We start from the raw sequence: 22,089 nt of genomic DNA, 5'->3' as shown, positions 1-22,089 counted from the left end.
GGCGTCCTGACGGTTCGGATCCTCGGCCTGTCGTCGATAGTCGAAAACTTTACCGACGACAGGCCGGCAAATCAGTCAGCCCAGACCGTTTCGATCGGTGTCGCGACGTTCGGCGGGGGAGTGGGTGTGCCGCCGGGCGTACGCGAGAAGCGCGGCGCCGGCGCGTGCTGGACCACGCCGTCGATCTCGATCAGGCCGGTACGGGCCACGATATGCGGGTTCTCGGTGGCCTCGGTGAAGGTCAGCACGGGCGTGGTGCAGGCGTCGGTGCCGTCGAAGATCGCGGCCCACTCGTCGCGGGTCTTGGTCAGGAACTTGTCGGTGAACAGCTTGCGCAGCTGCTCCTGACCGTTCGGATCGATCTGCATCGGCAGACCTTCCGGATCGATCTCCAATCCGGCCAGCAGTTCGGCGTAGAACTGCGGCTCGATCGCGCCGACGGCCATGTACTTGCCGTCGGAGGTCTCGTAGGTGTCGTAGAACGCCATGCCGGTGTCGAGCAGGTTGGTGCCGCGCTCATCGGACCACAGACCGACCCCGCGCATGCCCCAGATCATGTGCGAAAGGGCAAGTGCCCCATCGATCATCGCGGCGTCGACCACCTGGCCCTTGCCGGAACTCTGCCGCTCCACCAGCGCGGCGAGCACGCCGAACACCAGGAACATCGAGCCACCGCCGAAGTCACCGACCATGTTCAGCGGCGGTACCGGCCGCTCGCCCTTGCGGCCGATGGCATTGAGCACACCGGTCAGCGAGATGTAGTTGATGTCGTGTCCCGCGCGATCGGCGAGCGGGCCGTGCTGGCCCCAGCCGGTCATCCGGCCGTAGACCAGGCGGGGATTGCGGGCCAGCACATCGTCGGGGCCCAGGCCCATCCGCTCGGTGACGCCGGGACGGAAGCCTTCCAGCAGCACATCGGCCTTCTCGACCAGGTCGAGGATCTTGGCTACGTCGGCGGGGTCTTTCAGATTCGCCTCGACGATGGTGCGCCCACGCCACTGCGGGCGTTCCATGAAGCCGGGCAGCTGGTTGGCGCGCTGTACGCGCACCACGTCGGCGCCGAGGTCAGCCAGCAGCAGCGCGGCGTGCGGACCTGGCCCGATGCCTGCCAACTCGATGACCTTGATGCCCGCAAGGGGCCCCTGCTTGGCGGTGGACTCCGTGCTCACGCGGTGACCTCAGTTCGTCGTCGAACGGTATTGACACTCCGACAATAGCGCTGGGGTGGCGGCTCGGGTAGAGCATGGGCGAGAATTCGCACGAGCGCGACTCGGCGCGGCAACGGGAGGACCGGTAGTGAGCGTGTGGGGTGAGGTCGTTGTCGGCCTCGTCATTCTGGTCGGCATCGTCGGCGTGATCGTACCGATCCTGCCGGGGGTGATCCTCGTTTTCGCGGCAATCGCGGTGTGGGCGTTCATGACCGGCGGCGCGACGGCCTGGACGGTCCTGGCGATCGCGACAGTGGCGCTGGTCCTCTCCGGCGTCGTGAAGTACACCTGGCCGGGTAAGCGGATGCGCGAGGCCGGGGTGTCGAACCGTGCGTTGCTGGCCGGTGCGGTGCTCGGCGTCGTCGGCTTCTTCGTGATCCCGATCGTCGGCCTGTTCATCGGCTTCGTGCTCGGTGTCTACCTGGCCGAGCTGTACCGCTTGAAGACCAACGACCTGGCGTGGCCCGCGACGGTACACGCGCTCAAGGGCGTCGGCCTGTCGATGCTGGTCGAGCTGTTCGGCGCGCTGATCGCGGCCGGCGTGTGGCTCACCGGCGTGATTATCAGCTGAGTATGTGGCGCCGCGGCCGAGAACAGCTTATTTCTCGATGATCGGCAGCGGGCGGGTGTGGTCGTCCGCGCCGGGGAGCAGGTTGCGCGGAATCGGGATGGTCGGATTATCGGTGCGGCGCGGCGGCGTCGGCTCCGGGCGGTGCACCGCGGGCAATCGGTAGAACTCGCGGGCGTTGTCCTCGAGCACCGCGTGCATATCCGAGCCGACCACCTGGGAGATCAGGTCCACATCGCGGTCCTCGAACGGCCGACCGGCGCGTGTGCCCGGCAGATCGCTGCCGAACATCAGCGCACCCGGATTGACCGTGTGGATGCGCCGCAGCGTCTCGGCCACATCCATCTCGACCCGGCCGAAACCCGTTGCCTTCACCCGCGCGCCGCGGTCGACCAGGTCCAGCAGGTACGGCAGTCCCTCCTGGGACATGCCGAGGTGGTCGATCGAGAGCGCGGGCAGCTTCGAGATCACCGGTTGCAGCGAGGCCAGCATCTGCCCGTCGATGTAGAGCTCGACGTGCCAGCCCGCCAGCTCATAGGCGCGCAGGGCCTGCAACGTCATCTCGGTGATATCGGCGGCCGCGCGCTTGAGATTGAACCGCAGGGCCCGCACACCGGCCTGGTCCAGCTCCAGGATCTCGTCGTCTCCTGCATCGAGGTCGAGCCGGGTCACGCCGACCCAGTCGGGACCGAGCGCGGACAGTGCTGCCTTCAGATATGTCTGATCAACGCCTTGGAAAGACGCGCTGACGACAGCACCGCCGCGAACATCGAAGTGCCCCATGCGCTTTCGATAGTCACCGATCACGTAGGGCTCGGGGAGATAGCCTTCGTTCTCGATCAGCGGAAACCGCGGATCGATGATGTGGACGTGGGCATCGAACACCTGTACAGAATGCCCTATCTCGGGAGCGGCGGCAGCTCAGGCCTTGTTCGGCTCGGAGGCGCGCAGCATGTCCTCGCGCTCCACGACCTTCACGCGCTCACGGCCTTCGGGCTCGCCGAGGGCGCGCTCGTGGGCGTCGAGGCGGTACCAGCCGGCCCAGGTGGTGAACGGGATGCCCTTGCCCTCGAGGAACTCGGTCACGGCGTCCAGCTCGGGCTTCGGCGCGGGGGCGAAGGCCTTGGCGTCGTCGAGAAGGCAGGCGATGGTCTCGTTGGCGTCGCCCTTGGTGTGGCCGATGAGGCCGACCGGGCCGCGCTTGATCCAGCCGGTCACGTAGGTGGCGGGCATGAAGCGGGCGTTGCCTTCGGCGGTGTCGTCGGAGATCACGCGACCGGCCTCGTTGGGCACCGTGCCCGCCTGATCGTCGAACGGCAGCTGGGTGACGTTCTGCGAGAGGTAGCCGACGGCGCGGTACACGGCCTGGATGTCCCAGTCGGTGAAGTTGCCGGTGCCCTTGACGTTGCCGGTGCCGTCGAGCTGGGTGCGTTCGGTCTTCAAACCGACGACCTTGCCGTCTTCGCCGAGGATCTCCGAGGGCGATTCGAAGAAGTGCAGGAACAGTTTGTGCGGGCGGTCGCCGTGGTCGCGGATGGCCCACTGCTCCAAGGTGTTGGCGACCATGTCGACCTGCTTGGAGTTGCGGCGCGCGGCTTCGGAGCCTTCGTCGTAGTCGATGTCTTCGGGGTTGACGATGACCTCGATGGTCGGCGAGTGATCGAGTTCGCGTAGTTCCAAAGGCGTGAACTTGGCCTGGGCGGGGCCGCGACGTCCGAAGACGTGGACCTCGAGGGCCTTGTTGTTCTTCAGTCCTTCGTAGACGTTCGGCGGGATCTCGGTCGCCAGCAGCTCGTCGCCGGTCTTGGCGAGCACGCGCGCGACGTCGAGGGCGACGTTGCCGACGCCGAGGACGGCGACTTTCTCGGCCTCGAGGGGCCAGGAACGCGGGACGTCGGGGTGGCCGTCGTACCAGGACACGAAGTCGGCGGCGCCGTAGGAGCCGTCGAGGTCGATGCCGGGGATCGCGAGGGCGCGGTCGGCGTTGGCGCCGGTGGAGAAGATGACGGCGTCGTAGAACTGGCGCAGGTCGTCGAGGGTGATGTCGGTGCCGTAGTCGATGTTTCCGAGCAGGCGGACCTGGTCTTTGTCGAGGACCTTGTGCAGGGCGGTGATGATGCCCTTGATGCGCGGGTGGTCGGGGGCGACGCCGTAGCGGATCAGGCCGAAGGGCGCGGGCATGCGCTCGTAGAGGTCGATGCTCACGTCGGCATCGGACTTCATCAACGCGTCGGCGGCGTAGATACCGGCCGGTCCCGCACCCACGATCGCAATGCGAAGTGGGCGAGTCGCTGCACTCTGTTCGGTCATCTTTACGCGCACCCTTTGGTCGAGAACTGATTTGACGGCGTCAACTTAGCTTAGGCTAAGTCGGACATCCGCTTACTGGCAGCTGATACCCCAGGCCATAGCAGGCCCCGATCAAGGCGATTCTAGCTGCGGCGTCGCGGCCACCCGGCGCGCGGTGTAGCTGCTCGCGCGGGTCTGTCAGGATTACAACATGAACGAGGAGCAAACAGGCTCGGACGACCAGCCCGTAGTGGTGGATCAGACCGACAAGCGTTCCATCGTCCCGTTCGTCGCGGCCGCGGTGATCGCGATCATCGTGCTCATCGGCATCGTGGCGGGCGGACTGCTCTCACCCGCTGAGAAAAATGTCACAGAGGCCGACCGTCTCGCGGCCGCCGTCACCAACTATATCGACGCGCGCTCGCGCAGCGAGCTCCGTCCGCCGGCGGGCGTGGCCTGCCCCGGCTTCAGCGAAGAGTCCTCCGGCCTCGGCGAACAGCTCGGCGGCCCGAAATCGGTTGTCACGATCGACGGCAAGGGTTTCGAGAACGCCACCGTGAACGGCGACCGCGCCAAAATCGACGCCGCGCTCGTGGTGAACGGGAACCCGGCGGCGAGCAACTGGAAACTGACCCGCGTGGACAGCGCGTGGCTGGTGTGCACCTTCTGAATCGTTTGACACGATGACCGGTGCCGAGGCAATCTCAGATCGCAAGGTCATGAGTGCCAGCATCAAGCCCCGGCTCGCTGGTCGGCAACCCTCCTCCGCGGTGGGGTGCTCCGGGTGACGACCTGGCCGTGTGTTCGGGGATTTCCGGCACGGCAAGAGCGGATTCACGCAGGAGGATCGACATGACTTACGCCGGCGACATCACCCCTGAGAAGGCGTGGGAGCTGCTCACCGAGCACCCCGGCGCCGTGCTGGTCGACGTGCGCACCGAAGGCGAGTGGGCACACATCGGCATTCCCGACACCAGCTCCATCGAACGCCCGGCCCATTTCATCGAATGGGTCGACGGCACCGGCACCCGCAACCCCGCGTTCGGCGTGCAGCTCGAGAAGGCACTCGCCGGTCGCCCGGACGACGCACCGGTCGTGTTCCTGTGTCGCTCCGGCCAGCGCTCCGCGCACGCGGCGAACCTGGCGACGGCGGCGGGCGTGGCACCGTCCTACAACGTGCTCGACGGTTTCGAAGGTGGTCCCGACGCGTTCGGTCAGCGCGGCAGCACCGGTTGGCGCGCTGTCGGCCTGCCGTGGCGTCAGGCTTAAGGAGAAAAGCATGATCACGGGTGGTTCGTTCGACAAGCCACTGCCCGAGGGCGTCGGTCCCGGCACGCTCGGCGTGCGTGGCGGCCTGCGCCGTTCCGGCTTCGACGAGACCTCCGAGGCGCTGTACCTGACCTCGGGTTTCGTCTACGAGAGCGCCGAAGCCGCCGAGGCCGCGTTCACCGGCGACGTCGAGCACTTCGTCTACTCCCGGTTCGGCAACCCGACCGTGGCGATGTTCGAGGAGCGCATCCGCCTGCTCGACGGCGCCGAAGCCGCCTTCGCGACCGCGTCCGGCATGTCGGCGGTGTTCACCGCGCTCGGTGCCCTGCTGAAGGCGGGCGACCGTCTCGTCGCCGCCCGCAGCCTGTTCGGATCCTGTTTCGTGGTCTGCAACGAGATCCTCCCGCGATGGGGCATCGAAACCGTCTTCGTCGACGGTGACGACCTCGACCAGTGGGAGCAGGCGCTGTCGGTCTCCACCCAGGCCGTCTTCTTCGAGACCCCCGCCAACCCGATGCAGACTCTCGTCGATGTCCGCAAGGTCACCGAGCTTGCCCATGCCGCGGGCGCGAAGGTGGTGCTGGACAACGTCTTCGCCACCCCCCTGCTCCAGCGCGGTTTCGAACTCGGCGCCGACGTGGTGGTCTACTCCGGCACCAAACACATCGACGGCCAGGGCCGCGTCCTCGGCGGCGCCATCCTCGGCGCACAGGACTACATCGACGGCCCCGTCAAAACCCTGATGCGCCACACGGGCCCGGCACTGAGCCCCTTCAACGCCTGGACCTTGCTCAAGGGCCTGGAAACCATGCCGTTGCGCGTGCGCCACTCCACCGAGTCGGCCCTGCGAGTGGCCGAATTCCTGGAGACCAAGAACGCGGTCGACTGGGTGAAATACCCCTTCCTGGAATCACATCCACAACACGCACTGGCCAAAGAGCAGATGACCGGCGGCGGCACAGTCGTCACCTTCGCCCTCAACGGCGACGACGGCAAGAAGCGAGCCTTCGAGGTTTTGAACCGCCTGCGCATCATCGACATCTCCAACAACCTCGGCGACGCCAAGACCATGATCACCCACCCCGCCACCACCACCCACCGAGCCATGGGCCCGGAGGGACGCGCGTCAATCGGCTTGTCCGACGGGGTAGTTCGCATCTCGGTAGGCCTCGAAGACCTCGAAGACCTCCTCGGCGACCTCGACCACGCCCTGAGCTAGCTTCTCGTAGCCATCTACTGGACCGGGTCGAAGACCGCGAATCCGAGGTGTTCCGCGACCGTGGCCATGTTCTTGTCGTGGGTCACCACCGTCAGATCTTCCAAGCCGCTGCGCAGCGCAGACGCCAGGTGAATCGCATCGAGTGTCCGGATGTGCGAGATGATCGCTTCGGCTTCGTTCAGAACAGCGTGATCGATCGGAATGATGTCGATGTGGTCGATGATCTGACCTCGGTCGAGTACGGGTAGGCCTTCTCTGCGAAGGACGCGAGTGATCTCGGTGCGCAACAGTCGCGAAGAAACAATCCGGCACTCTTTGTTTGCGGTGGCATTGTCGAACCATCGCGCGGCTTCGATGGAATGCCCCAGCATGATCCGGATGGCTACCGAGGTGTCGAGGTAGTACGCCCTCACCACTCGCCCTTCTCGGACTCGAGGAGTTCGTCGATAGACGCAGCGGTTCGGAGTTCATGCCGGGCAATCGTGCTGGTACGCGCTCCACCATCGACCGCGCGTCGAATGATCTGCGTCGACGAGACCGCGGGAACGATGTAGCCGACCCGATGGTTGTGCCGCGTCAACTCATAGACCTCGCCCGACTCGACGTCCGCAACCATGGCGGACGGATTCTGGCGGAGTTCGCCGACACTGATCGACTTCATGAAATCAGTCTAGCCGAAAATTATCTACTATTGTCTACGGTCCCGCGCCGCATGCCGAAGCATGCGGCGGACGGGGGCCGATCCTTCCCAGGACACTCGTGAGATCAGCCCAGGGCGCGGAGGCGGGGGGCCAGGTCTCGCTTGAAGAGGTCGAGGAAGCGCAGCTGGTCGTGGCCGGGGGCGTGGAAGACGAGGTGGTTGAGGCCTGCATCGAGGTAAGGCTTGATCTTGGCGACGGCTTCGTCGGGGTCGCTGGCGACGATCCAGCGCTTGGCGACCTGTTCGATCGGGAGGGCGTCGGCGGCCTTCTCCATTTCGATCGGGTCGGTGATGTCGTGCTTCTGTTCGGGGGTCAAGGACAGGGGAGCCCAGAAGCGGGTGTTCTGTAGTGCCAGTTCGGGATCGGTGTCGTAGGAGATCTTGATCTCGATCATCTTGTCGATCTCGGCGACATCGCGTTCGGCCTTCGCGGCGCCCTCGGCGACGGCGGGCAGCAGCTTCTCGGTGTAGAGGTCCATGCCCTTGCCGGAGGTGCAGATGAATCCGTCGCCCGCGCGGCCCGCGTACCGGGCGACAACGGGGCCGCCTGCGGCGATGTAGACGGGGATTCCGCCCTTGGGAACGTCATAGATGGAGGCGCCGACGGTGTGGTAGTAATCGCCGTCGAAATCGACGCGATCGCCGGTCCACAGTTCGCGCATCATCTTCACCGCTTCACGCAGGCGAGCGAAACGCTCCTTGAAATCGGGCCATTCGCCCTTGTAGCCGGTGGCGATCTCGTTGAGCGCCTCGCCGGTGCCGACACCGAGCATCACCCGGCCCGGGTACAGGCAGCCCATGGTGGCGAAGGCCTGTGCGATCACCGCGGGGTTGTAGCGGAAGGTGGGGGTGAGCACGGAGGTGCCGAGCTGGATGCGGTCGGTGCGCTCGCCGACGGCCGCCAGCCAGGCCAGCGAGAACGGCGCGTGGCCGCCGTCGTGGCGCCACGGCTGGAAGTGGTCGCTCACGGTCGCGCTGTCGAGACCGTGCTGCTCGGCGGCGACGCCGAGTTCGACCAGCTCTCGCGGCCCGAACTGCTCTGCCGATGCCTTGTACCCGAGCTTGAGCTCAACCATTCCAGCCACTCCTGTCGTCCGCTGACCCCTGCCACACGACACTAGCGCGCGGGCCGTCCTCCGCGCCCATGCCATTTCGTCACCCATCACGCCGGGTTTTAGCGGACAATTAACTGGTGACCGCGAAAGATGAGCAGATCCTGTCGTATCTCACCGACATGGACGGCGTCCTGGTGCACGAGGATCAGCTGATCCCCGGCGCCGACGAGTTCCTGGCCGAACTGCGCGCGAACGAGATCCCGTTCCTCGTGCTGACCAACAACTCGATTCGCACCCCGCGCGACCTGCAGGCCCGCCTGCGCCACACCGGACTCGACATCCCCGAGGAGTCGATCTGGACCTCGGCGCTGGCCACGGCGACCTTCCTCGACGACCAGCGCCCCAACGGCACCGCGTATGTGGTCGGCGAATCCGGCCTCACCACCGCGCTGCACGAGATCGGCTATGTGCTCACCGATAGCGATCCCGATTACGTGGTCCTCGGCGAAACCCGCACGTACTCCTTCGAGGCGATCACCACCGCGATCCGGCTGGTGGACAAGGGTGCCAAGTTCATCGCCACGAATCCCGACGCCACCGGCCCCTCCCGCGACGGTGTCCTGCCCGCCACCGGCTCGGTCGCGGCCCTCATCACCCGGGCGACCGGCAAGGATCCGTACTACGTCGGCAAGCCGAATCCGCTGATGATGCGCTCGGCCCTGCGCCGCATCGGCGCGCACTCCCAGTCGACGGTGATGATCGGCGACCGGATGGACACCGACGTGATCGCCGGGCTGGAAGCGGGCATGCGGACCGTGCTGGTGACGTCCGGTATCTCGTCGAAAGCCTCGGTGGAGGCCTACCCCTTCCGTCCGACCGCCGTGGTCGGCTCGGTCGCGGATCTCGTCGGCCGCACCCGTCACCCGTTCGCCGCGTAGCTATGTGACCTGCGTCTCATCGGAATAGGTTTCCGCCCTCCGTGGTTATAGTTGCCATGGCAACCAAAGGAGGGCCCGTGCAGTTCGGAATCTTCAGCGTCGGCGATGTGACCACCGATCCCACCACCGGCCGCACCCCCACCGAGGCCGAGCGGATCAAGGCGATGGTCGCGATCGCGCAGAAGGCGGAGGAGGTGGGTCTGGACGTGTTCGCGATGGGCGAGCACCACAATCGCCCCTTCGTCCCGTCGTCGCCGACCACGATGCTCGGCTATATCGCCGGCCGCACCGACAAGATCATGCTGTCCACTTCGACCACGCTGATCACCACGAACGACCCGGTGAAGATCGCCGAGGACTTCGCGATGCTGCAGCACCTGGCTGACGGCCGGGTCGACCTGATGCTCGGTCGCGGCAACACCGGCCCGGTCTACCCGTGGTTCGGCAAGGACATCCGCGACGGCATCCCCCTGGCCATCGAGAACTACGCTCTGTTGAATCGGCTCTGGCGTGAGGACGTCGTGAACTGGGAAGGCAAGTTCCGTACGCCGCTGCAGTCGTTCACCTCGACGCCGCGTCCACTCGACGACGTGCCGCCGTTCGTCTGGCATGGGTCGATCCGCAGCCCGGAGATCGCCGAGCAGGCCGCGTACTACGGTGACGGCTTCTTCGCCAACCACATCTTCTGGCCCACCGACCACTTCCAGCGACTGATCGACCTGTACCGCCGCCGCTACGAGCACTACGGCCACGGCAGTGCCGACCAGGCCATCGTCGGCCTCGGTGGACAAGTGTTCCTGCGCAAAAACTCTCAGGACGCGGTCCGCGAATTCCGCCCCTACTTCGACAACGCGCCCGTCTACGGACACGGTCCGTCGCTGGAGGATTTCACCGAGCAGACCCCGCTCACCGTTGGCAGCCCGGAGCAGGTCATCGAGAAGACGCTCACCTTCCGTGAGAACTTCGGCGACTACCAGCGTCAGCTGTTCCTGGTCGACCATGCCGGGCTCCCGCTGAAGACGGTGCTCGAGCAGCTAGACCTGCTCGGTGAGGAAGTAATTCCGGTGTTGCGCAAAGAGTTCGCTGCCCGGCGCCCGGCGCATGTGCCGGACGCCCCGACGCACGCCTCGCTACTCGCCGCCAAGACCGTGGCGGAGGTGAGCGCGTGACATCGGCATCCGACTCGATGGCAGGCACAACGGAGGTGATCGCATGACAACCCGTATCGCGGTGGTGTCGGCAGGGCTTTCGCAGCCTTCGTCGACGCGGCTACTGGCCGATCGGCTGGCCGCCGCGACCGCACGCGAACTGCGCGCGAAAGGCACCGAGGTCGAAGTGGACTTCGTCGATCTGCGCGATCACGCTCGCGATCTCGCCGACAACCTGCTCACCGGGTTCCCGGCGCCATCGCTGCGGGCGGCGATCGACAAGGTCGTCACCGCCGACGGTCTGATCGCCGTCACGCCGATCTTCAGCGCGTCCTACAGCGGCCTGTTCAAGACGTTCTTCGATGTGCTGGAACCGGATTCGCTGGCAGGCCTGCCGGTACTCACCGGCGCGACCGGCGGTACCGAACGCCACTCGCTGGCACTCGAGCACGCGGTGCGCCCGCTGTTCGCCTACCTGCGCTCGATCGTCGTCCCCACCGCGGTCTACGCGGCGTCGACCGATTGGGGCGCCAACGGCGCCGACCAGGCGCTGAACAACCGAATCGACCGCGCCGCAGCCGAATTCAGCGCGCTGCTGCTCGGCAAATCCGCACCCCGACCCACCGACCCCTACATCGACACAACCCCGTTCGAAGACCTTCTCGCAGCGAATCACCCACAAGGAGCACATTCATGACCACCGCCATCGCCAAGGGACTCACCGCAGGCACCTGGGCCATCGACCCCACCCACTCCACCGTCGGCTTCGCCGTACGCCACCTGATGGTGAGCAAGGTTCGCGGCCGCTTCACCGACTTCGACGGCGCCCTCGTGATCGCCGAGGACGGCACCGCCACCGCGCAGGCCGAGATCCGCGTCGACTCCCTCACCACCGACAACGCCCAGCGCGACGGCCACCTGCGCACCGCCGACTTCTTCCACGCCGAAGAGTTCCCCGTGATGACCTTCAAGTCCACCGGTTTCCGCGGCGAGGGCACCGATTTCGTCGTCGACGGCGAGTTCACCGTGCGCGGCAACACCAAGCCGGTCACCCTCGAGGTCGAGTTCGTCGGCGTCAGTCCGGGCATGGGCAACGGCCCCGTCGCCGGCTTCGAAGCCAAGACCGTGGTCTCGCGCCGCGACTTCGGCCTCGACATCGACATGCCGCTGCCCGACGGCGGCGCCGTGATCGGCGACAAGATCACCCTCACCCTCGAGATCGAGGCCGTGCTCCAGAGCTGACCCCGCACCGACTCCACGCCCTCATCACCCCTCGCGGTGGTGGGGGCGTTGTGCTGTTCGACCGGTTATTCGGCGGTGATCACGTCGAGCGCGGCGGCGAGCCTGGTCAGTGTGGCGACGGCGGCCGCGAGCTCGGCGGGGCCGAGTTCCTCGGCGAGGCGTTGCGCGATGTCCGCATGCTGCGGGTTGATGCGGTGCACTGCCGCGAGACCCGACTTCGTCGCGGCGACCAGCTTGGCGCGACGATGCGCCGGGTTCGGACGGTATTCGCACAATCCGTCGCCGACCAGCAGGTCCGCGATGCGCTGCACGCTCTGGCGGGTGATGCCCATCGCGCGGGCGATGCCCGCGACCGGCAGCGGTTCGGTGAGTACGGCGCCGAGTACCTGCCAGCGCGCGGCGGTGAGGCCTGCCGGAGCGGCCAATTCCTCGGCGATGGAGAGGAATTGGCCGTTGAGGCGGAACGAGGTGATCGCCGCGGTGGAGAAGAGAGCTTGTTCGTCGACGGTCATTCGGCGGCTTCGTATTCGGCCAGCACCGCGTAGCCGGCGGGATCCTTCTGCGCGAACAGTTTGTACCAGGCTTCGAGAACGTGCGGTTCGTAGAGACCGAGGCGGGCGAAGATCTCGCGGGCGAATTCGAAGGGGGACATCGAATCCGCGGTGATCACATCACTGTCGGTGACAGCGGGTGCTTCGACGTAGTGTTCGGCGCCCGAATAGCCGCTGTAGACCAGGTATTCGGCGACATTGCTGGTGTGCGCGCGGTCGTCGAGCAGGCCCGCCTTGGCGAGGCCGAAAGTGGCGCCGCAGATGCCCGCTACCGGTACGCCCGCATCGACGAACTGTTTCGCCTTGTCCGCGAACGGATTCAGATCATCGCCGTCCCACAGATCGGCGCCGGGCAGGATCAGCATGGCGCTGTCGGCGGGGTCGAGATCGGCGAGTGTCATATCGGGGATGATGCGCATCCGGCCGATCGTGGTGATCGGATCGCTGGTGAGGCCGACCGTTTTGACCTCGAACGTTCCCGGCTCGCGATGCCATGCGCCGTTGGCGATATGCGCGGTGGCGGCACCGACCTCCCAGTCGGCGAGGGTGTCGTAAACGGCTACGTGAACGGTTTTCGTAGGCATGACAGTATGTTGTCATATTTGACAGGATGCTGTCAATAAGAATTTTGCTACCCGCTTATAGCCGGTGCTCCGTACGCTGACGGCATCCGGTGCGAGACAAGGAGGTTCACCCTCGATGACCGACTCCGTGCACGGTATGACCGGCGTCATCACGTCGCCGATCCGCGCGGCCGGCGCGCTGGGTGAGGTGCTGGTCTCGATTCGTGGGGGTACCGAGCTCTACCTCGCCCGAGCCGACGAGCCGATCGCCGCCTGGACCACTGTGTTGATCGTCGCGGTTCATCCGGGGCGGCTCGTCGACGTGGTCACCTGGATTCCACTCCCCGCTGAATGAAAGGGCCCCATGATGCTGGGCTATCACGTTCCCGATCCCGACGAAGCGATGCTGGTCAGCGGCGCCAAGACCAAGGATGACACCCCGTTCAAGGTGGTCATCGGGCGCGGCACCTGGGTGGTGCCGCTGTTCCGGAAGGTCCGCTACCTCTCGCTGGCCATGTTCGAATCCGAGATCCGCGAGCGCTGCGTCACCAAGCAGGCCATCCAGCTCGATGTGCGTGCGGTGATCGCGTTCAAGGTCGCCAACGACACCCAGTCGATCGTCAACGCCGCACAGCGCTTCCTGTCCGAGCAGGAGCAGGAGATGTCGGTGCTGACGGGCCGCATCTTCTCCGGCCACCTGCGCTCGATCATCGGCTCGATGACCGTCGAGGAGATCATCCGCGAACGCCAGAAGCTGGCCGACGAGGTACTCATCGCCTCCAAGGTGGAGATGAGCAATATCGGCCTGTGGGTCGACTCGTTCCAGATCCAGTCCATCGACGACGGCAACCTCGGCTACATCAACGCCCTTGCCGCACCGCACAACGCGGCCGTGCAGCGCGACGCCCAGATCGCCCAGGCGCAAGCCGCCCAGCGCTCCGCCGAAGCCGAACAGGAATCGCTGCGCCGTCGCGCCGAGTACGAGCGCGAGACCTCGATCCTCAAGGCCGAGTACCAGCGCGATATCGACAAGGCCAATGCCGAAGCGGCACAGGCGGGCCCGCTCGCCGATGCCATCGCCCGGCAGGCGGTCCTGCAGGCTCAGGCCGAGCAGGCTCGCAAGAACGCCGAACTCCGCGAGCAGCAGCTCCAGGCCGAAGTGGTGAAACCCGCTGAGGCGGAAGCGGAACGCGTCCGCATCCTGGCGGTGGCCGAAGCCGACCGCACCCGCATCCAGGCCGAAGCGGCGGCGTCCAACAACCGAATCGCGTTGGATCAGATGCTGATCGAGCAACTTCCCGAAATCGTCAAGCAGGCTTCCCATGGCCTGGCCGGCGCCAACCTCACCGTCCTCAACGGCCCCGACGGCGTCGGCGAATTGCTCAACGGCATGGTCGGCCAGGGTCTGACGGTCTTCAATTCCCTGCAGAAGGCCTTGTCGAACGGCGAGAACGAGAAGCTCTGAAACGCGAGTCGGGTGGTCCGGCCGAGGTCGTCCACCCGACTCGGTCAGCTCTGCTGGTTCACCAGCGCGGTTACGCGGATCTCGACGCGCATACCGGGTGCGCCGAGGGCGGCGACGCCGATTTGGGTCCAGATCGGTGCTCGGTCGCCCATCCGCCGGCGGAACTGCTCGGCCATGACGCGGGTCTGCTCCTCGCCGATCGTGTCGTCGGCCGTGGGGATGTGGTAGCTGTCGACAGCGATGACGTCGGTCCAGGTCGCGCCCACGGTCGCGAGAGTCCGTTCGACGTTCTCGAAGGCCTGGACGATTTCTTCCTCGAGGGACTCGGGGAAGGCGATGTCGTCGTTCCAGCCGCCCTGGCCCGAGATGTCGACCCGGTCGCCGACGCGGACTGCCTGTCGGTAGTGGAGCAGGTCGAAGAGCTTCTGGCCGTATCCGGGGGTGCTGGTGAAGGTGGCAGTGCTCATCGGTGTGAACCTTTCGTTTGACTTCACGTATGAAGTCAAACTAGCACGGAATCACTTCAAGGGTGAACTCAATAGGGCTCGCTATGATTACCCGATGACTGCGGCGACCCCAGGATCCGACGGTGCGAACACCGAGACGGCGCCTGCATGGCTGAACGCGGAAGAGAAAGAAGCCTGGACCGGGCTGGTCTCGCTTATTCTGCTGCTGCCGGGCCGGTTGGAGGGGCCGCTGCAAGCCGAGGCCGGGCTGACGCTCTTCGACTACCTCGTGCTCAGCCATCTGTCCGAGGCTCCCGAGCGCCGAATTCGGATGAGCGAGTTGGCCTTTCTGGCGAACGGTTCGCTGTCGCGGCTCTCGAACGTCGTCAAGCGCTTCGAGCAGCGCGGCTGGGTGACCCGCGCGCCCGACCCCGACGACGGGCGGTACACGGTCGCCTCGCTCACCGACTCCGGGTACGCGGTGGTCGTGGCGGCGGCCCCGACCCACGTACGCGCCGTCCGCGAGGCCTTCCTCGATCAGGTGAGCGCCGCCGACGGCCGAGCGCTGGCCCGGATCGCCGCGAAGCTCCGTGTCCGCCCCGCCGATCTGGCCTGAGCCTTCTACGCCCGGCGCAAGCCGAACATGCGCAGGTTGCGGGTGGTGCGGTCACGGTAGGCGGCGTAGGCACCGGTGATGTCGATGAAACGGGCGAAGATCGCGTCCTTGTCCGCGTCGGGAACCAGGCTGGCGGTGACCGGGATGCGTTCGCCTGCGATGGCGACGGTGGCGGCCGGGTCGGCGAGCAGGTTGCCGGTCCAGGCCGGGTGGTGCTGCTGGCCGAAGTTGGAGCCGACCACGTAGAGGGTGTCGCCGTCGTGGACGTAGAGCAGCGGCTGGGTGCGGGCGACGCCGGACTTGCGTCCGGTGGTGGTGAGCAGGATCACGGGTGCGCCGATCGGGCCGAGCACGGTGTACTTGGCATCGGTGCGTTCGAGCAGAGCCCGGTCGAGCGGGGTGATCGTGCGAATCAGCCAGGAGCCGGGCTTGGTCGCGGCGGAACGGTTGGCTGCGCGGGACAGGGGATTGGTGCGCGAACCCCACTGCCGATCCGGGAACTGCGATGTCATGGGGCGGACTATAACCCGACAGATCGCACCCCGATCCGGGGACTGAGTGTCTTTGCGGCGGGACTATAACGCGACTGATCGGGCCACACCGAACCCCTGAGTCGCCGATAATTCACTAAGCTCGCGAGCATGGTCGAACAAGCCCCGTCCACCGTGTACATCGCCTCACCCGAGGGTGACACCGGAAAATCTACGGTGGCGCTTGGCGTTCTCGGCATGCTGTGCGCCACCACCGCACGTGTCGGCGTGTTCCGGCCGATCACCCGCTCCACCGACGAACCCGATTACATCCTCGAGCTACTGCTCGAGCACAGCACCGCCGATATCAGCTATGAGCAGGCCGTCGGCGTCACCTACGAGGACGTGCACCGCGACCCCACCGCCGCGATCAGCGACATCGTGATGCGTTTCCACGACGTCGCCAAGGCGTGCGACGCGGTGGTGATCGTCGGCAGCGACTACACCGACGTCGCCAGCCCGAGCGAACTGCGCTTCAACGCCCGCATCGCGGTGAACCTGGGCGCGCCGGTATTGCTGGTGGTTCGTGGCGCGGAACGCACGCCCGGCGAGGTCAAGCAGCTGGTCGAGCTGTGTACCGCCGAGCTCACCGCCGAGCACGCCCACCTGGTCGCGATCGTGGCCAATCGCTGCGCGCCCGACGAGCTCGACGAAATAGCCACCGCGCTGGCGAGTTTCGAGGTCCCGTCCTGGACGCTGCCCGAGGTTCCGCTGCTGATGGCGCCGACCATGGGTGAACTCTGCGAGGCGATCGACGGCGAAATCTACAGTGGTGACCCGGAATTGCTGCAACGTGAGGCGTTACGCATCATGGTCGGCGGCATGACCGCCGAACACATCCTGGAGCGACTCTCCGACGGCGTGGTGGTGATCGCCCCGGGTGACCGCTCCGATGTGCTGCTCAGCTTGGTGAATGCCCATGAGGCAGAGGGTTTCCCGTCGCTGGCAGGTGTGATCATGAACGGCGGCCTGCGCCCGCATCCGGCGATCGCGCGGCTGATGGCGGGCCTGCACCCCAAGCTGCCGATCCTCGCCACCGAACTCGGCACCTACGACACCGCCAGCGCCGTGCACGGCACCCGCGGCCGGATGTGGGCGGGCAGCCCGCGCAAGGTCGACACCGCGCTCGCGCTGATGGAACAGCGGGTCGACGCGCCGGAACTGCTTCGGCGCGTGCAGGTTCCGTCCTCGGCCGTCGTGACACCGCAGATGTTCGAGTACCGGCTGATCGAACGCGCGCGCGCCGATCGCAAGCGCATCGTGCTGCCCGAAGGCGACGACGACCGCATCCTGCGCGCCGCCGGACGGGTGCTGCAACGCAAGATCGCCGACCTCACCATCCTCGGCGACGAGACCTCGATCCGGGCGCGTGCCGCCGAACTCGGTGTCGACATCGCGGCCGCCCAGGTGCTCGACCCACGCACCTCCGGCTACCTCGACGAATTCGCCGCCGAGTACACCGAACTGCGCAAGCACAAGGGCATGACGCTCGAGCGCGCGCGCGAAACCATGGCCGATATCTCATATTTCGGCACCATGATGGTCTACAAGGGGATCGCCGACGGCATGGTCTCCGGTGCCGCGCACACCACCGCGCACACGATCCGGCCCTCGTTCGAGATCATCAAGACGGTGCCCGGCGTCTCCACCGTGTCGAGTGTTTTCCTGATGTGCCTGGCCGATCGTGTGCTCGCCTATGGTGATTGCGCGGTGGTCCCCGATCCGACCTCGGAGCAGCTGGCCGATATCGCGGTGTCCTCGGCGGGCACGGCGGCCCGGTTCGGGATCGATCCGCGGGTGGCGATGCTGTCGTACTCGACCGGTGCGTCGGGTACCGGCGCCGATGTCGACAAGGTCCGCGCGGCCACCGAACTGGTACGTGAGCGGGCACCGGAACTGCCGGTGGAGGGACCGATCCAATACGACGCGGCGATCGAGCCCTCCGTCGCCAGTGCCAAGCTGCCCGATTCCGAAGTAGCGGGCAAGGCAACGGTGTTCGTCTTCCCCGATCTCAATACCGGCAACAACACCTACAAGGCGGTGCAGCGCAGTGCTGGTGCCGTCGCGATCGGTCCGGTGCTGCAGGGTTTGCGCAAGCCGGTGAACGATCTTTCGCGCGGCGCGCTGGTCGCCGACATCGTCAATACGGTGGCGATCACCGCGATTCAGGCGCAGGGAGATGCCAAGTGAGCGACCTCGTGCTGGTGCTGAACAGCGGCTCCTCGTCGATCAAATATCAACTGCTGCACGCTGTCTCGGGCGACGTCCTCGCCTCGGGGCTGGTCGAGAAGATCGGCGAGACGCACGGCGGCCGAATCGTGCATGAGGCAGGTCCCGCGAAACTCGAATACGACGGGGCGATCCCGGACCACAAGGCCGGCCTGCTGCGGGCGGTCGAGATGTTCCGCCAGACCGGACTCGACCTGACCTCGATCGGTATCGGCGCGGTCGGGCACCGGGTGGTGCACGGCGGCGAGGTGTTCTGGGAACCGACCATGATCACCGACGAGGTGCTGCAGACGATCGACAAGCTGTCGGTGCTCGCGCCGCTGCACAATCCGGCGAACGTGGTCGGCATCGAATCCACGCGCGAGCTGCTGCCCGGCATCCCCGAGGTCGCGGTCTTCGACACGGCCTTCTTCCACACCATGCCCGCCGCGGCCAAGACCTACGCGATCGACGCGAAACTCGCTGCCGCCCACGGCATTCGCAAGTACGGCTTCCATGGCACCTCGCATCAGTACGTGTCGGAGAAGGCCGCGCAGTACCTGGGCAGGCCGACCGAGGAGCTGAACCAGATCGTCTTCCACCTCGGCAACGGTGCGTCAGCATCGTCGATCCAGGGCGGTATCGCGATCGACACCACCATGGGCATGACCCCGCTGGAAGGTCTCGTGATGGGGACGAGGCCGGGCGATCTCGACCCCGGTGTCACGCCGTATCTCATGCGGGCGTCCGAACTGGACGTGAGCCAGGTCGAGCAGCTGCTCAACCGTAGTTCCGGCCTCAAGGGCATGAGTGGGGTCAACGACTTCCGCGAATTGCAGCAGCTCATCGATGGTGGCGACGCGCAGGCCAAGCTCGCCTACGACGTCTACATCCACCGCCTGCGCCGCTACCTGGGCGCCTACCTGGTGGAACTTGGCACCGTCGACACGATCATCTTCACCGCGGGCGTGGGGGAGAACAGTCCGGCCGTGCGGGCCGACGCGCTGGCGGGGCTGCGGAATCTGGGCATCGAGATCGACCCGGCCCGCAACGAGACCAGAACCCCCGGCGTCCGCCGCATCTCCCCGGACTCCGCCCCGGTGACGGTGCTGGTGGTGCCGACCAACGAGGAACTTGCCATCGCCCGGGCTGCCCACAAGCTGGCCACCACCTGAGTTCTGCTGTCCTGGGTTTTCGGCCGCCTTGATCTGGACTGACCGGAGGGTGCGACGAAGGAGTGCCCGTAGGGAGGGAAGATCAAGGTTATATAGGCCGAAAACCCGCGGCGCCAGCCGCAATAGATACAGCTTCAGAACCAGGATTTGGGGCGTAGGGAGTTGGCGAGGTCTACCAGGGCATAGCGGTGGGCGCGTCCAGGTGCGTTGTGGGCCAGGGAGCGGAGGCCGGATTCGGTTCCGTCGCGCAGGTCGCGTTCGGTGAAGGTGCGGCCGAACAGCTTGGCGTCCTTGCGTTTCGGTGTGTTCCCGGCTTGCAGCCAGGCCAACGCGGTGCCCTGGACCAGGGTGCGCATCAGAGTGGCTCGGTGCTCGCCGACGGGAATGGACTGGGCGCGCGAGGCGGCCAGTCGCAGGATCTGTTCGTCGAGTTCGGTGACGGGAGAGCTGGTGAGCAGCAACAGGATCGCCGTGGTCTGGGCGGTGGTGAAGTGGCGCGACGCGGCGGGGACGTCGTCGAGCGCGTGTACCGCTTCGCCGACTCGTCCCGCCACTGCCAGTTGTCGGGCGAGGCCGAACGCGGCGCTCACGACGGCCCGGTCGGTGCGCCACACGGTGTCGTAATAGCGTTCGGCGAAGCTGCGCCACTGCTCGGGTGCCTCGGAATCCCAGTGTTGCAGAATGAGTTCCGCGGTGGCGGCGAGCGCCAGCTTGGGGGCGATCTCGCCCGGCAGCACCCGCAGCACCCGCTCGAACGACGCGAAGGCGGCCTCGTAGTCGAGCTCGAGCAGATACGCCTGACCGGTGAACCAGTCGGTGCGCCAGTCGGAGTCGCTGGGCACCCGGTCGAGCATGTGCAGCACCGCGGCCGACTCGCCGAGCTCCAGCCGGGCCCGCGCCTCGGCGAAGAGCAGTTCACCCGCGAGGGTTTCGGGTGCGTTGTCGGGGTCGGCCTCGGCCCGCTCGCGGGAATCGTGCAGCGCCTCCAGCACCCGCTCCGGCTCCGGGTTGGTGGTCGCGGCCAGCAGCGGCGCCGACGGGTCGGCGGGGTCGATCAGCGGAATCGGCAGTGCGGCAACGACATCACGGGAATCGAGCAGTGGGGAGCGCCCGACGCCGTCGAGGTAGGCGTCGGTTTGGCTGATCAGCTCCTCGGTGCCGAAGCTGGTGCGCTGTGGACTGAACACGGTGGACAGCTGTGGATGTTCGGTATCGGTGTCGTAGGCGAGGATCTCGCGCAGCACACCGGCCAGCTGTGCCGACATCGCGCGCGCCGACGGGAACCGCTGGGCCGGATCGGGATCGGTGGCGGTGAGCAGGAAACGGTGGAAGAACTCGTAGCGGGCCAGCAGCGGTTCGTCGGCCGGATCGGGGATGCCGTCGAGGTAGCGGCCGTGTTCGCTGGGCAGGGCCAGTGTGAGCGCGGCGAGGGTGCGGCCGACGGTGTAGACGTCGGAGGCGGGGGTCGGGCCGGTGCGGGCGATCTCGGGGGCTTGGAAACCTTTGGTGCCGTACAGGTTTCCGTAGGCATCGATGGTGGCGACCGCGCCGAGGTCGATCAGCTTCACCTGGTCCTCGGTGACCATCACATTGTCGGGCTTGAGGTCGTTGTAGGTGAGGCCGATCGAATGCAGATGCTCCAGCGCGGGCAGGATCTCCAGCACATACGCGATGGCCTCAGCCAGGGGCATCCGCTCGCCAGGTGGCCTGGCGTCGAGAATGTCACGCAGCGAATGGCCGCCCACGTACTCCATCACGATGTAGCCGATGGACCCGTCGCCCGCGGTGTGCTCGACGAAGTTGTGGATCTTGACGATGCTCGGGTGCGCCACCTCGGCCAGGAACTGCCGCTCGGCCACCGCCACGGCCTGCGCTTCGGCGTCGCCCGCGTGCAGCAGCCCCTTGAGTACCACCCATCGATCGCTCACATTGCGGTCGATGGCCAGGTAGATCCAGCCGAGCCCACCGTGCGCGATGCAACCCTGGATCTCGTACTGCCCGGCGACCATGTCGCCTTCGTGCAGTGAGGGCCGGAAATCGTAGGCAGCGCCGCAGGTTTCGCATTCGCCACTGGTAGACGCGGCCCGCGCCGGTGTCGACCGGCCGACCGGATTGCCGCAGCGCCAGCAGAACCGCCGCCCCTCCGACACCATCGGATCGATCAGTACCGCGTCGCGCGGATCGGCCGGCGTGACCGTCGGAATCGGCACCAGCCCGGCCCCGAGCCTGCGCGTCGGGCGTGACCGTGCCGTCCGCACACTGCGTCCTGACCGTGAGGTACTCACGCCGGTCTCCGGCGCCGACGGCCAGGATCCGGAAGATGTGCCGAGCGGTTCGGCGCGCTGGGCCGCCTCGGTCGCCGCGTGCGGTGCGTTCATCGGAACCCGTTGTGCCGCTTCGGTCGCCGCGTAAGGCGCGGTTTCCTTGGGCCGTAGCGCGGCCTCGGTCGCCGCATAGGGCTCGGTTTGAGGGGACCGCTCCTCGGCCGACGACGGTGCCTCGGAGGTGCGCTGTGCCGCTTCGGTCGGCGCATACGCCGCGGACTCGTCAGGACCGGGCGCTTGGCGGCTCGCCCGCTGCGTCGCGAGCTGGTCATCCGCAGGCGTTCCCGAGTGGGCAGCAACTTGGCCCGATCGCTGGACGGCGCCGGATTCCTCGGTGCGCGAGGTCGCATCGGTCGCCGGGGTCTGGTCGCGGCTGCTCGCCTGGTTGCGGGCGAACTCCGCGGCTGCCTCGGCGGTGATCTTGGGCAGCGGCCGCGTCTCGTCGTCGCCGGGCAGCGTCCACCCGCCGGGCAGCGTGCCCGGACGATGACGTTGGGTCAGCTGGGTGGGCTGGCGCCGTTCCACGTCGTCCGGCGCCGGGGCGGGGTGCGTCGATTCGGTGCGCGCCGGGTCGT

At 66.7% G+C, this 22,089-nt stretch carries 23 protein-coding genes, 1 pseudogene and 1 riboswitch; of the genes and pseudogenes, 13 read left to right on the top strand and 11 right to left on the bottom strand.

Features of this window, described 5'->3' with window-relative positions; translation table 11 throughout:
- Window positions 1–71: 71 nt before the first annotated feature.
- Window positions 72–1,169, bottom strand: a complete 1,098-nt coding sequence (locus ACWZHB_RS26530) for a CaiB/BaiF CoA transferase family protein (RefSeq protein ID WP_427904507.1) — start codon at window positions 1,167–1,169, stop codon at window positions 72–74.
- A 127-nt stretch (window positions 1,170–1,296) separates the two neighbouring features.
- On the opposite strand from ACWZHB_RS26530, the gene ACWZHB_RS26525 reads away from it, so the two are divergent.
- Window positions 1,297–1,779: a DUF456 domain-containing protein gene (locus ACWZHB_RS26525; RefSeq protein WP_427904506.1), complete on the top strand. Its 483-nt coding sequence runs from the start codon at window positions 1,297–1,299 to the stop codon at window positions 1,777–1,779.
- A gap of 27 nt (window positions 1,780–1,806) precedes the next feature.
- On the opposite strand, the gene ACWZHB_RS26520 is transcribed toward ACWZHB_RS26525, so the two are convergent.
- A complete protein-coding gene (locus ACWZHB_RS26520) occupies window positions 1,807–2,661 on the bottom strand; it encodes an amidohydrolase family protein (RefSeq protein WP_427904505.1) in 855 nt (284 codons plus the stop codon).
- A gap of 36 nt (window positions 2,662–2,697) precedes the next feature.
- Complete coding sequence (locus ACWZHB_RS26515; protein WP_427904504.1) at window positions 2,698–4,086, bottom strand: FAD-dependent oxidoreductase; 1,389 nt, start codon at window positions 4,084–4,086, stop codon at window positions 2,698–2,700.
- Between the two features lie 190 nt (window positions 4,087–4,276).
- Between ACWZHB_RS26515 and ACWZHB_RS26510 the strand changes: the two genes are divergently transcribed.
- The 3 genes from ACWZHB_RS26510 to ACWZHB_RS26500 all read left to right on the top strand — a co-directional run bounded on the left by ACWZHB_RS26510 (window position 4,277) and on the right by ACWZHB_RS26500 (window position 6,553).
- Window positions 4,277–4,735, top strand: a complete 459-nt coding sequence (locus ACWZHB_RS26510) for an Rv0361 family membrane protein (protein ID WP_427904503.1) — start codon at window positions 4,277–4,279, stop codon at window positions 4,733–4,735.
- Between the two features lie 45 nt (window positions 4,736–4,780).
- Window positions 4,781–4,900, top strand: a riboswitch (SAM riboswitch).
- Window positions 4,901–4,917: 17 nt separating this feature from the next.
- Entirely contained in the window at window positions 4,918–5,334 is a 417-nt protein-coding gene (locus tag ACWZHB_RS26505; RefSeq protein ID WP_427904502.1) for a rhodanese-like domain-containing protein, read from the top strand.
- Window positions 5,335–5,344: 10 nt separating this feature from the next.
- Window positions 5,345–6,553: an O-succinylhomoserine sulfhydrylase gene (locus ACWZHB_RS26500; RefSeq protein ID WP_427904501.1), complete on the top strand. Its 1,209-nt coding sequence runs from the start codon at window positions 5,345–5,347 to the stop codon at window positions 6,551–6,553.
- 14 nt (window positions 6,554–6,567) lie between these two features.
- On the opposite strand, the gene ACWZHB_RS26495 is transcribed toward ACWZHB_RS26500, so the two are convergent.
- The 3 genes and pseudogenes from ACWZHB_RS26495 to fgd all read right to left on the bottom strand — a co-directional run bounded on the left by ACWZHB_RS26495 (window position 6,568) and on the right by fgd (window position 8,329).
- A complete protein-coding gene (locus ACWZHB_RS26495; RefSeq protein ID WP_427904500.1) occupies window positions 6,568–6,969 on the bottom strand; it encodes a type II toxin-antitoxin system VapC family toxin in 402 nt (133 codons plus the stop codon).
- Window positions 6,970–7,064: 95 nt separating this feature from the next.
- A pseudogene (locus ACWZHB_RS26490) lies at window positions 7,065–7,214 on the bottom strand (type II toxin-antitoxin system Phd/YefM family antitoxin); the annotation flags it as partial.
- Between the two features lie 104 nt (window positions 7,215–7,318).
- Window positions 7,319–8,329 carry a glucose-6-phosphate dehydrogenase (coenzyme-F420) gene (gene fgd, locus ACWZHB_RS26485; protein ID WP_427904499.1) on the bottom strand — a complete coding sequence of 337 codons (1,011 nt, stop codon included), beginning with the start codon at window positions 8,327–8,329 and terminating at the stop codon, window positions 7,319–7,321.
- A gap of 158 nt (window positions 8,330–8,487) precedes the next feature.
- Between fgd and ACWZHB_RS26480 the strand changes: the two genes are divergently transcribed.
- The 4 genes from ACWZHB_RS26480 to ACWZHB_RS26465 all read left to right on the top strand — a co-directional run bounded on the left by ACWZHB_RS26480 (window position 8,488) and on the right by ACWZHB_RS26465 (window position 11,636).
- Entirely contained in the window at window positions 8,488–9,246 is a 759-nt protein-coding gene (locus ACWZHB_RS26480; RefSeq protein WP_427909304.1) for an HAD-IIA family hydrolase, read from the top strand.
- Between the two features lie 77 nt (window positions 9,247–9,323).
- Entirely contained in the window at window positions 9,324–10,415 is a 1,092-nt protein-coding gene (locus ACWZHB_RS26475; RefSeq protein ID WP_427904498.1) for an LLM class flavin-dependent oxidoreductase, read from the top strand.
- Between the two features lie 43 nt (window positions 10,416–10,458).
- Complete coding sequence (locus tag ACWZHB_RS26470; RefSeq protein ID WP_427904497.1) at window positions 10,459–11,091, top strand: FMN reductase; 633 nt, start codon at window positions 10,459–10,461, stop codon at window positions 11,089–11,091.
- Window positions 11,088–11,636: a YceI family protein gene (locus ACWZHB_RS26465; RefSeq protein ID WP_427904496.1), complete on the top strand. Its 549-nt coding sequence runs from the start codon at window positions 11,088–11,090 to the stop codon at window positions 11,634–11,636. Before ACWZHB_RS26470 ends, ACWZHB_RS26465 begins: the two co-directional genes overlap by 4 nt.
- A 65-nt stretch (window positions 11,637–11,701) precedes the next feature.
- Here ACWZHB_RS26465 and ACWZHB_RS26460 read toward each other — a convergent pair whose 3' ends face one another.
- Together ACWZHB_RS26460 and ACWZHB_RS26455 are read right to left on the bottom strand one after the other, a co-directional pair.
- The gene (locus ACWZHB_RS26460; protein ID WP_427904495.1) at window positions 11,702–12,148 is read right to left on the bottom strand and encodes a MarR family winged helix-turn-helix transcriptional regulator; all 447 of its coding nucleotides are present in this window, start codon (window positions 12,146–12,148) and stop codon (window positions 11,702–11,704) included.
- A complete protein-coding gene (locus ACWZHB_RS26455) occupies window positions 12,145–12,771 on the bottom strand; it encodes a DJ-1/PfpI family protein (protein ID WP_427904494.1) in 627 nt (208 codons plus the stop codon). Before ACWZHB_RS26455 ends, ACWZHB_RS26460 begins: the two co-directional genes overlap by 4 nt.
- A gap of 115 nt (window positions 12,772–12,886) precedes the next feature.
- Here ACWZHB_RS26455 and ACWZHB_RS26450 point away from each other — a divergent pair, with 115 nt between their 5' ends.
- Window positions 12,887–13,105 carry a hypothetical protein gene (locus ACWZHB_RS26450; RefSeq protein WP_427904493.1) on the top strand — a complete coding sequence of 73 codons (219 nt, stop codon included), beginning with the start codon at window positions 12,887–12,889 and terminating at the stop codon, window positions 13,103–13,105.
- A 12-nt stretch (window positions 13,106–13,117) separates the two neighbouring features.
- Window positions 13,118–14,215 carry an SPFH domain-containing protein gene (locus ACWZHB_RS26445; RefSeq protein WP_427909303.1) on the top strand — a complete coding sequence of 366 codons (1,098 nt, stop codon included), beginning with the start codon at window positions 13,118–13,120 and terminating at the stop codon, window positions 14,213–14,215.
- Window positions 14,216–14,259: 44 nt separating this feature from the next.
- Here the strand turns inward: ACWZHB_RS26445 and ACWZHB_RS26440 are convergent, their stop codons facing one another.
- Window positions 14,260–14,682, bottom strand: a complete 423-nt coding sequence (locus ACWZHB_RS26440) for a Rid family hydrolase (protein WP_427904492.1) — start codon at window positions 14,680–14,682, stop codon at window positions 14,260–14,262.
- 94 nt (window positions 14,683–14,776) lie between these two features.
- Between ACWZHB_RS26440 and ACWZHB_RS26435 the strand changes: the two genes are divergently transcribed.
- Entirely contained in the window at window positions 14,777–15,277 is a 501-nt protein-coding gene (locus ACWZHB_RS26435; protein ID WP_427904491.1) for a MarR family winged helix-turn-helix transcriptional regulator, read from the top strand.
- Between the two features lie 5 nt (window positions 15,278–15,282).
- Here ACWZHB_RS26435 and ACWZHB_RS26430 read toward each other — a convergent pair whose 3' ends face one another.
- Window positions 15,283–15,789, bottom strand: coding sequence for a nitroreductase/quinone reductase family protein (locus tag ACWZHB_RS26430; RefSeq protein ID WP_427904490.1), 507 nt, complete (start codon window positions 15,787–15,789; stop codon window positions 15,283–15,285).
- A gap of 129 nt (window positions 15,790–15,918) precedes the next feature.
- Between ACWZHB_RS26430 and pta the strand changes: the two genes are divergently transcribed.
- Window positions 15,919–17,997 carry a phosphate acetyltransferase gene (pta, locus tag ACWZHB_RS26425; RefSeq protein ID WP_427904489.1) on the top strand — a complete coding sequence of 693 codons (2,079 nt, stop codon included), beginning with the start codon at window positions 15,919–15,921 and terminating at the stop codon, window positions 17,995–17,997.
- Window positions 17,994–19,190 (top strand): acetate kinase, encoded by a 1,197-nt coding sequence (locus ACWZHB_RS26420; RefSeq protein WP_427904488.1) that lies wholly within the window; start codon window positions 17,994–17,996, stop codon window positions 19,188–19,190. The genes pta and ACWZHB_RS26420 overlap by 4 nt, the downstream gene beginning before the upstream one ends.
- A 134-nt stretch (window positions 19,191–19,324) precedes the next feature.
- Here ACWZHB_RS26420 and ACWZHB_RS26415 read toward each other — a convergent pair whose 3' ends face one another.
- Complete coding sequence (locus tag ACWZHB_RS26415; protein ID WP_427909302.1) at window positions 19,325–21,568, bottom strand: serine/threonine-protein kinase; 2,244 nt, start codon at window positions 21,566–21,568, stop codon at window positions 19,325–19,327.
- Between the last annotated feature and the right edge of the window lie 521 nt (window positions 21,569–22,089).

It is taken from the genome of Nocardia sp. FBN12 (assembly GCF_054031145.1).
This window is presented reverse-complemented; position numbering and strand designations above follow the sequence as displayed.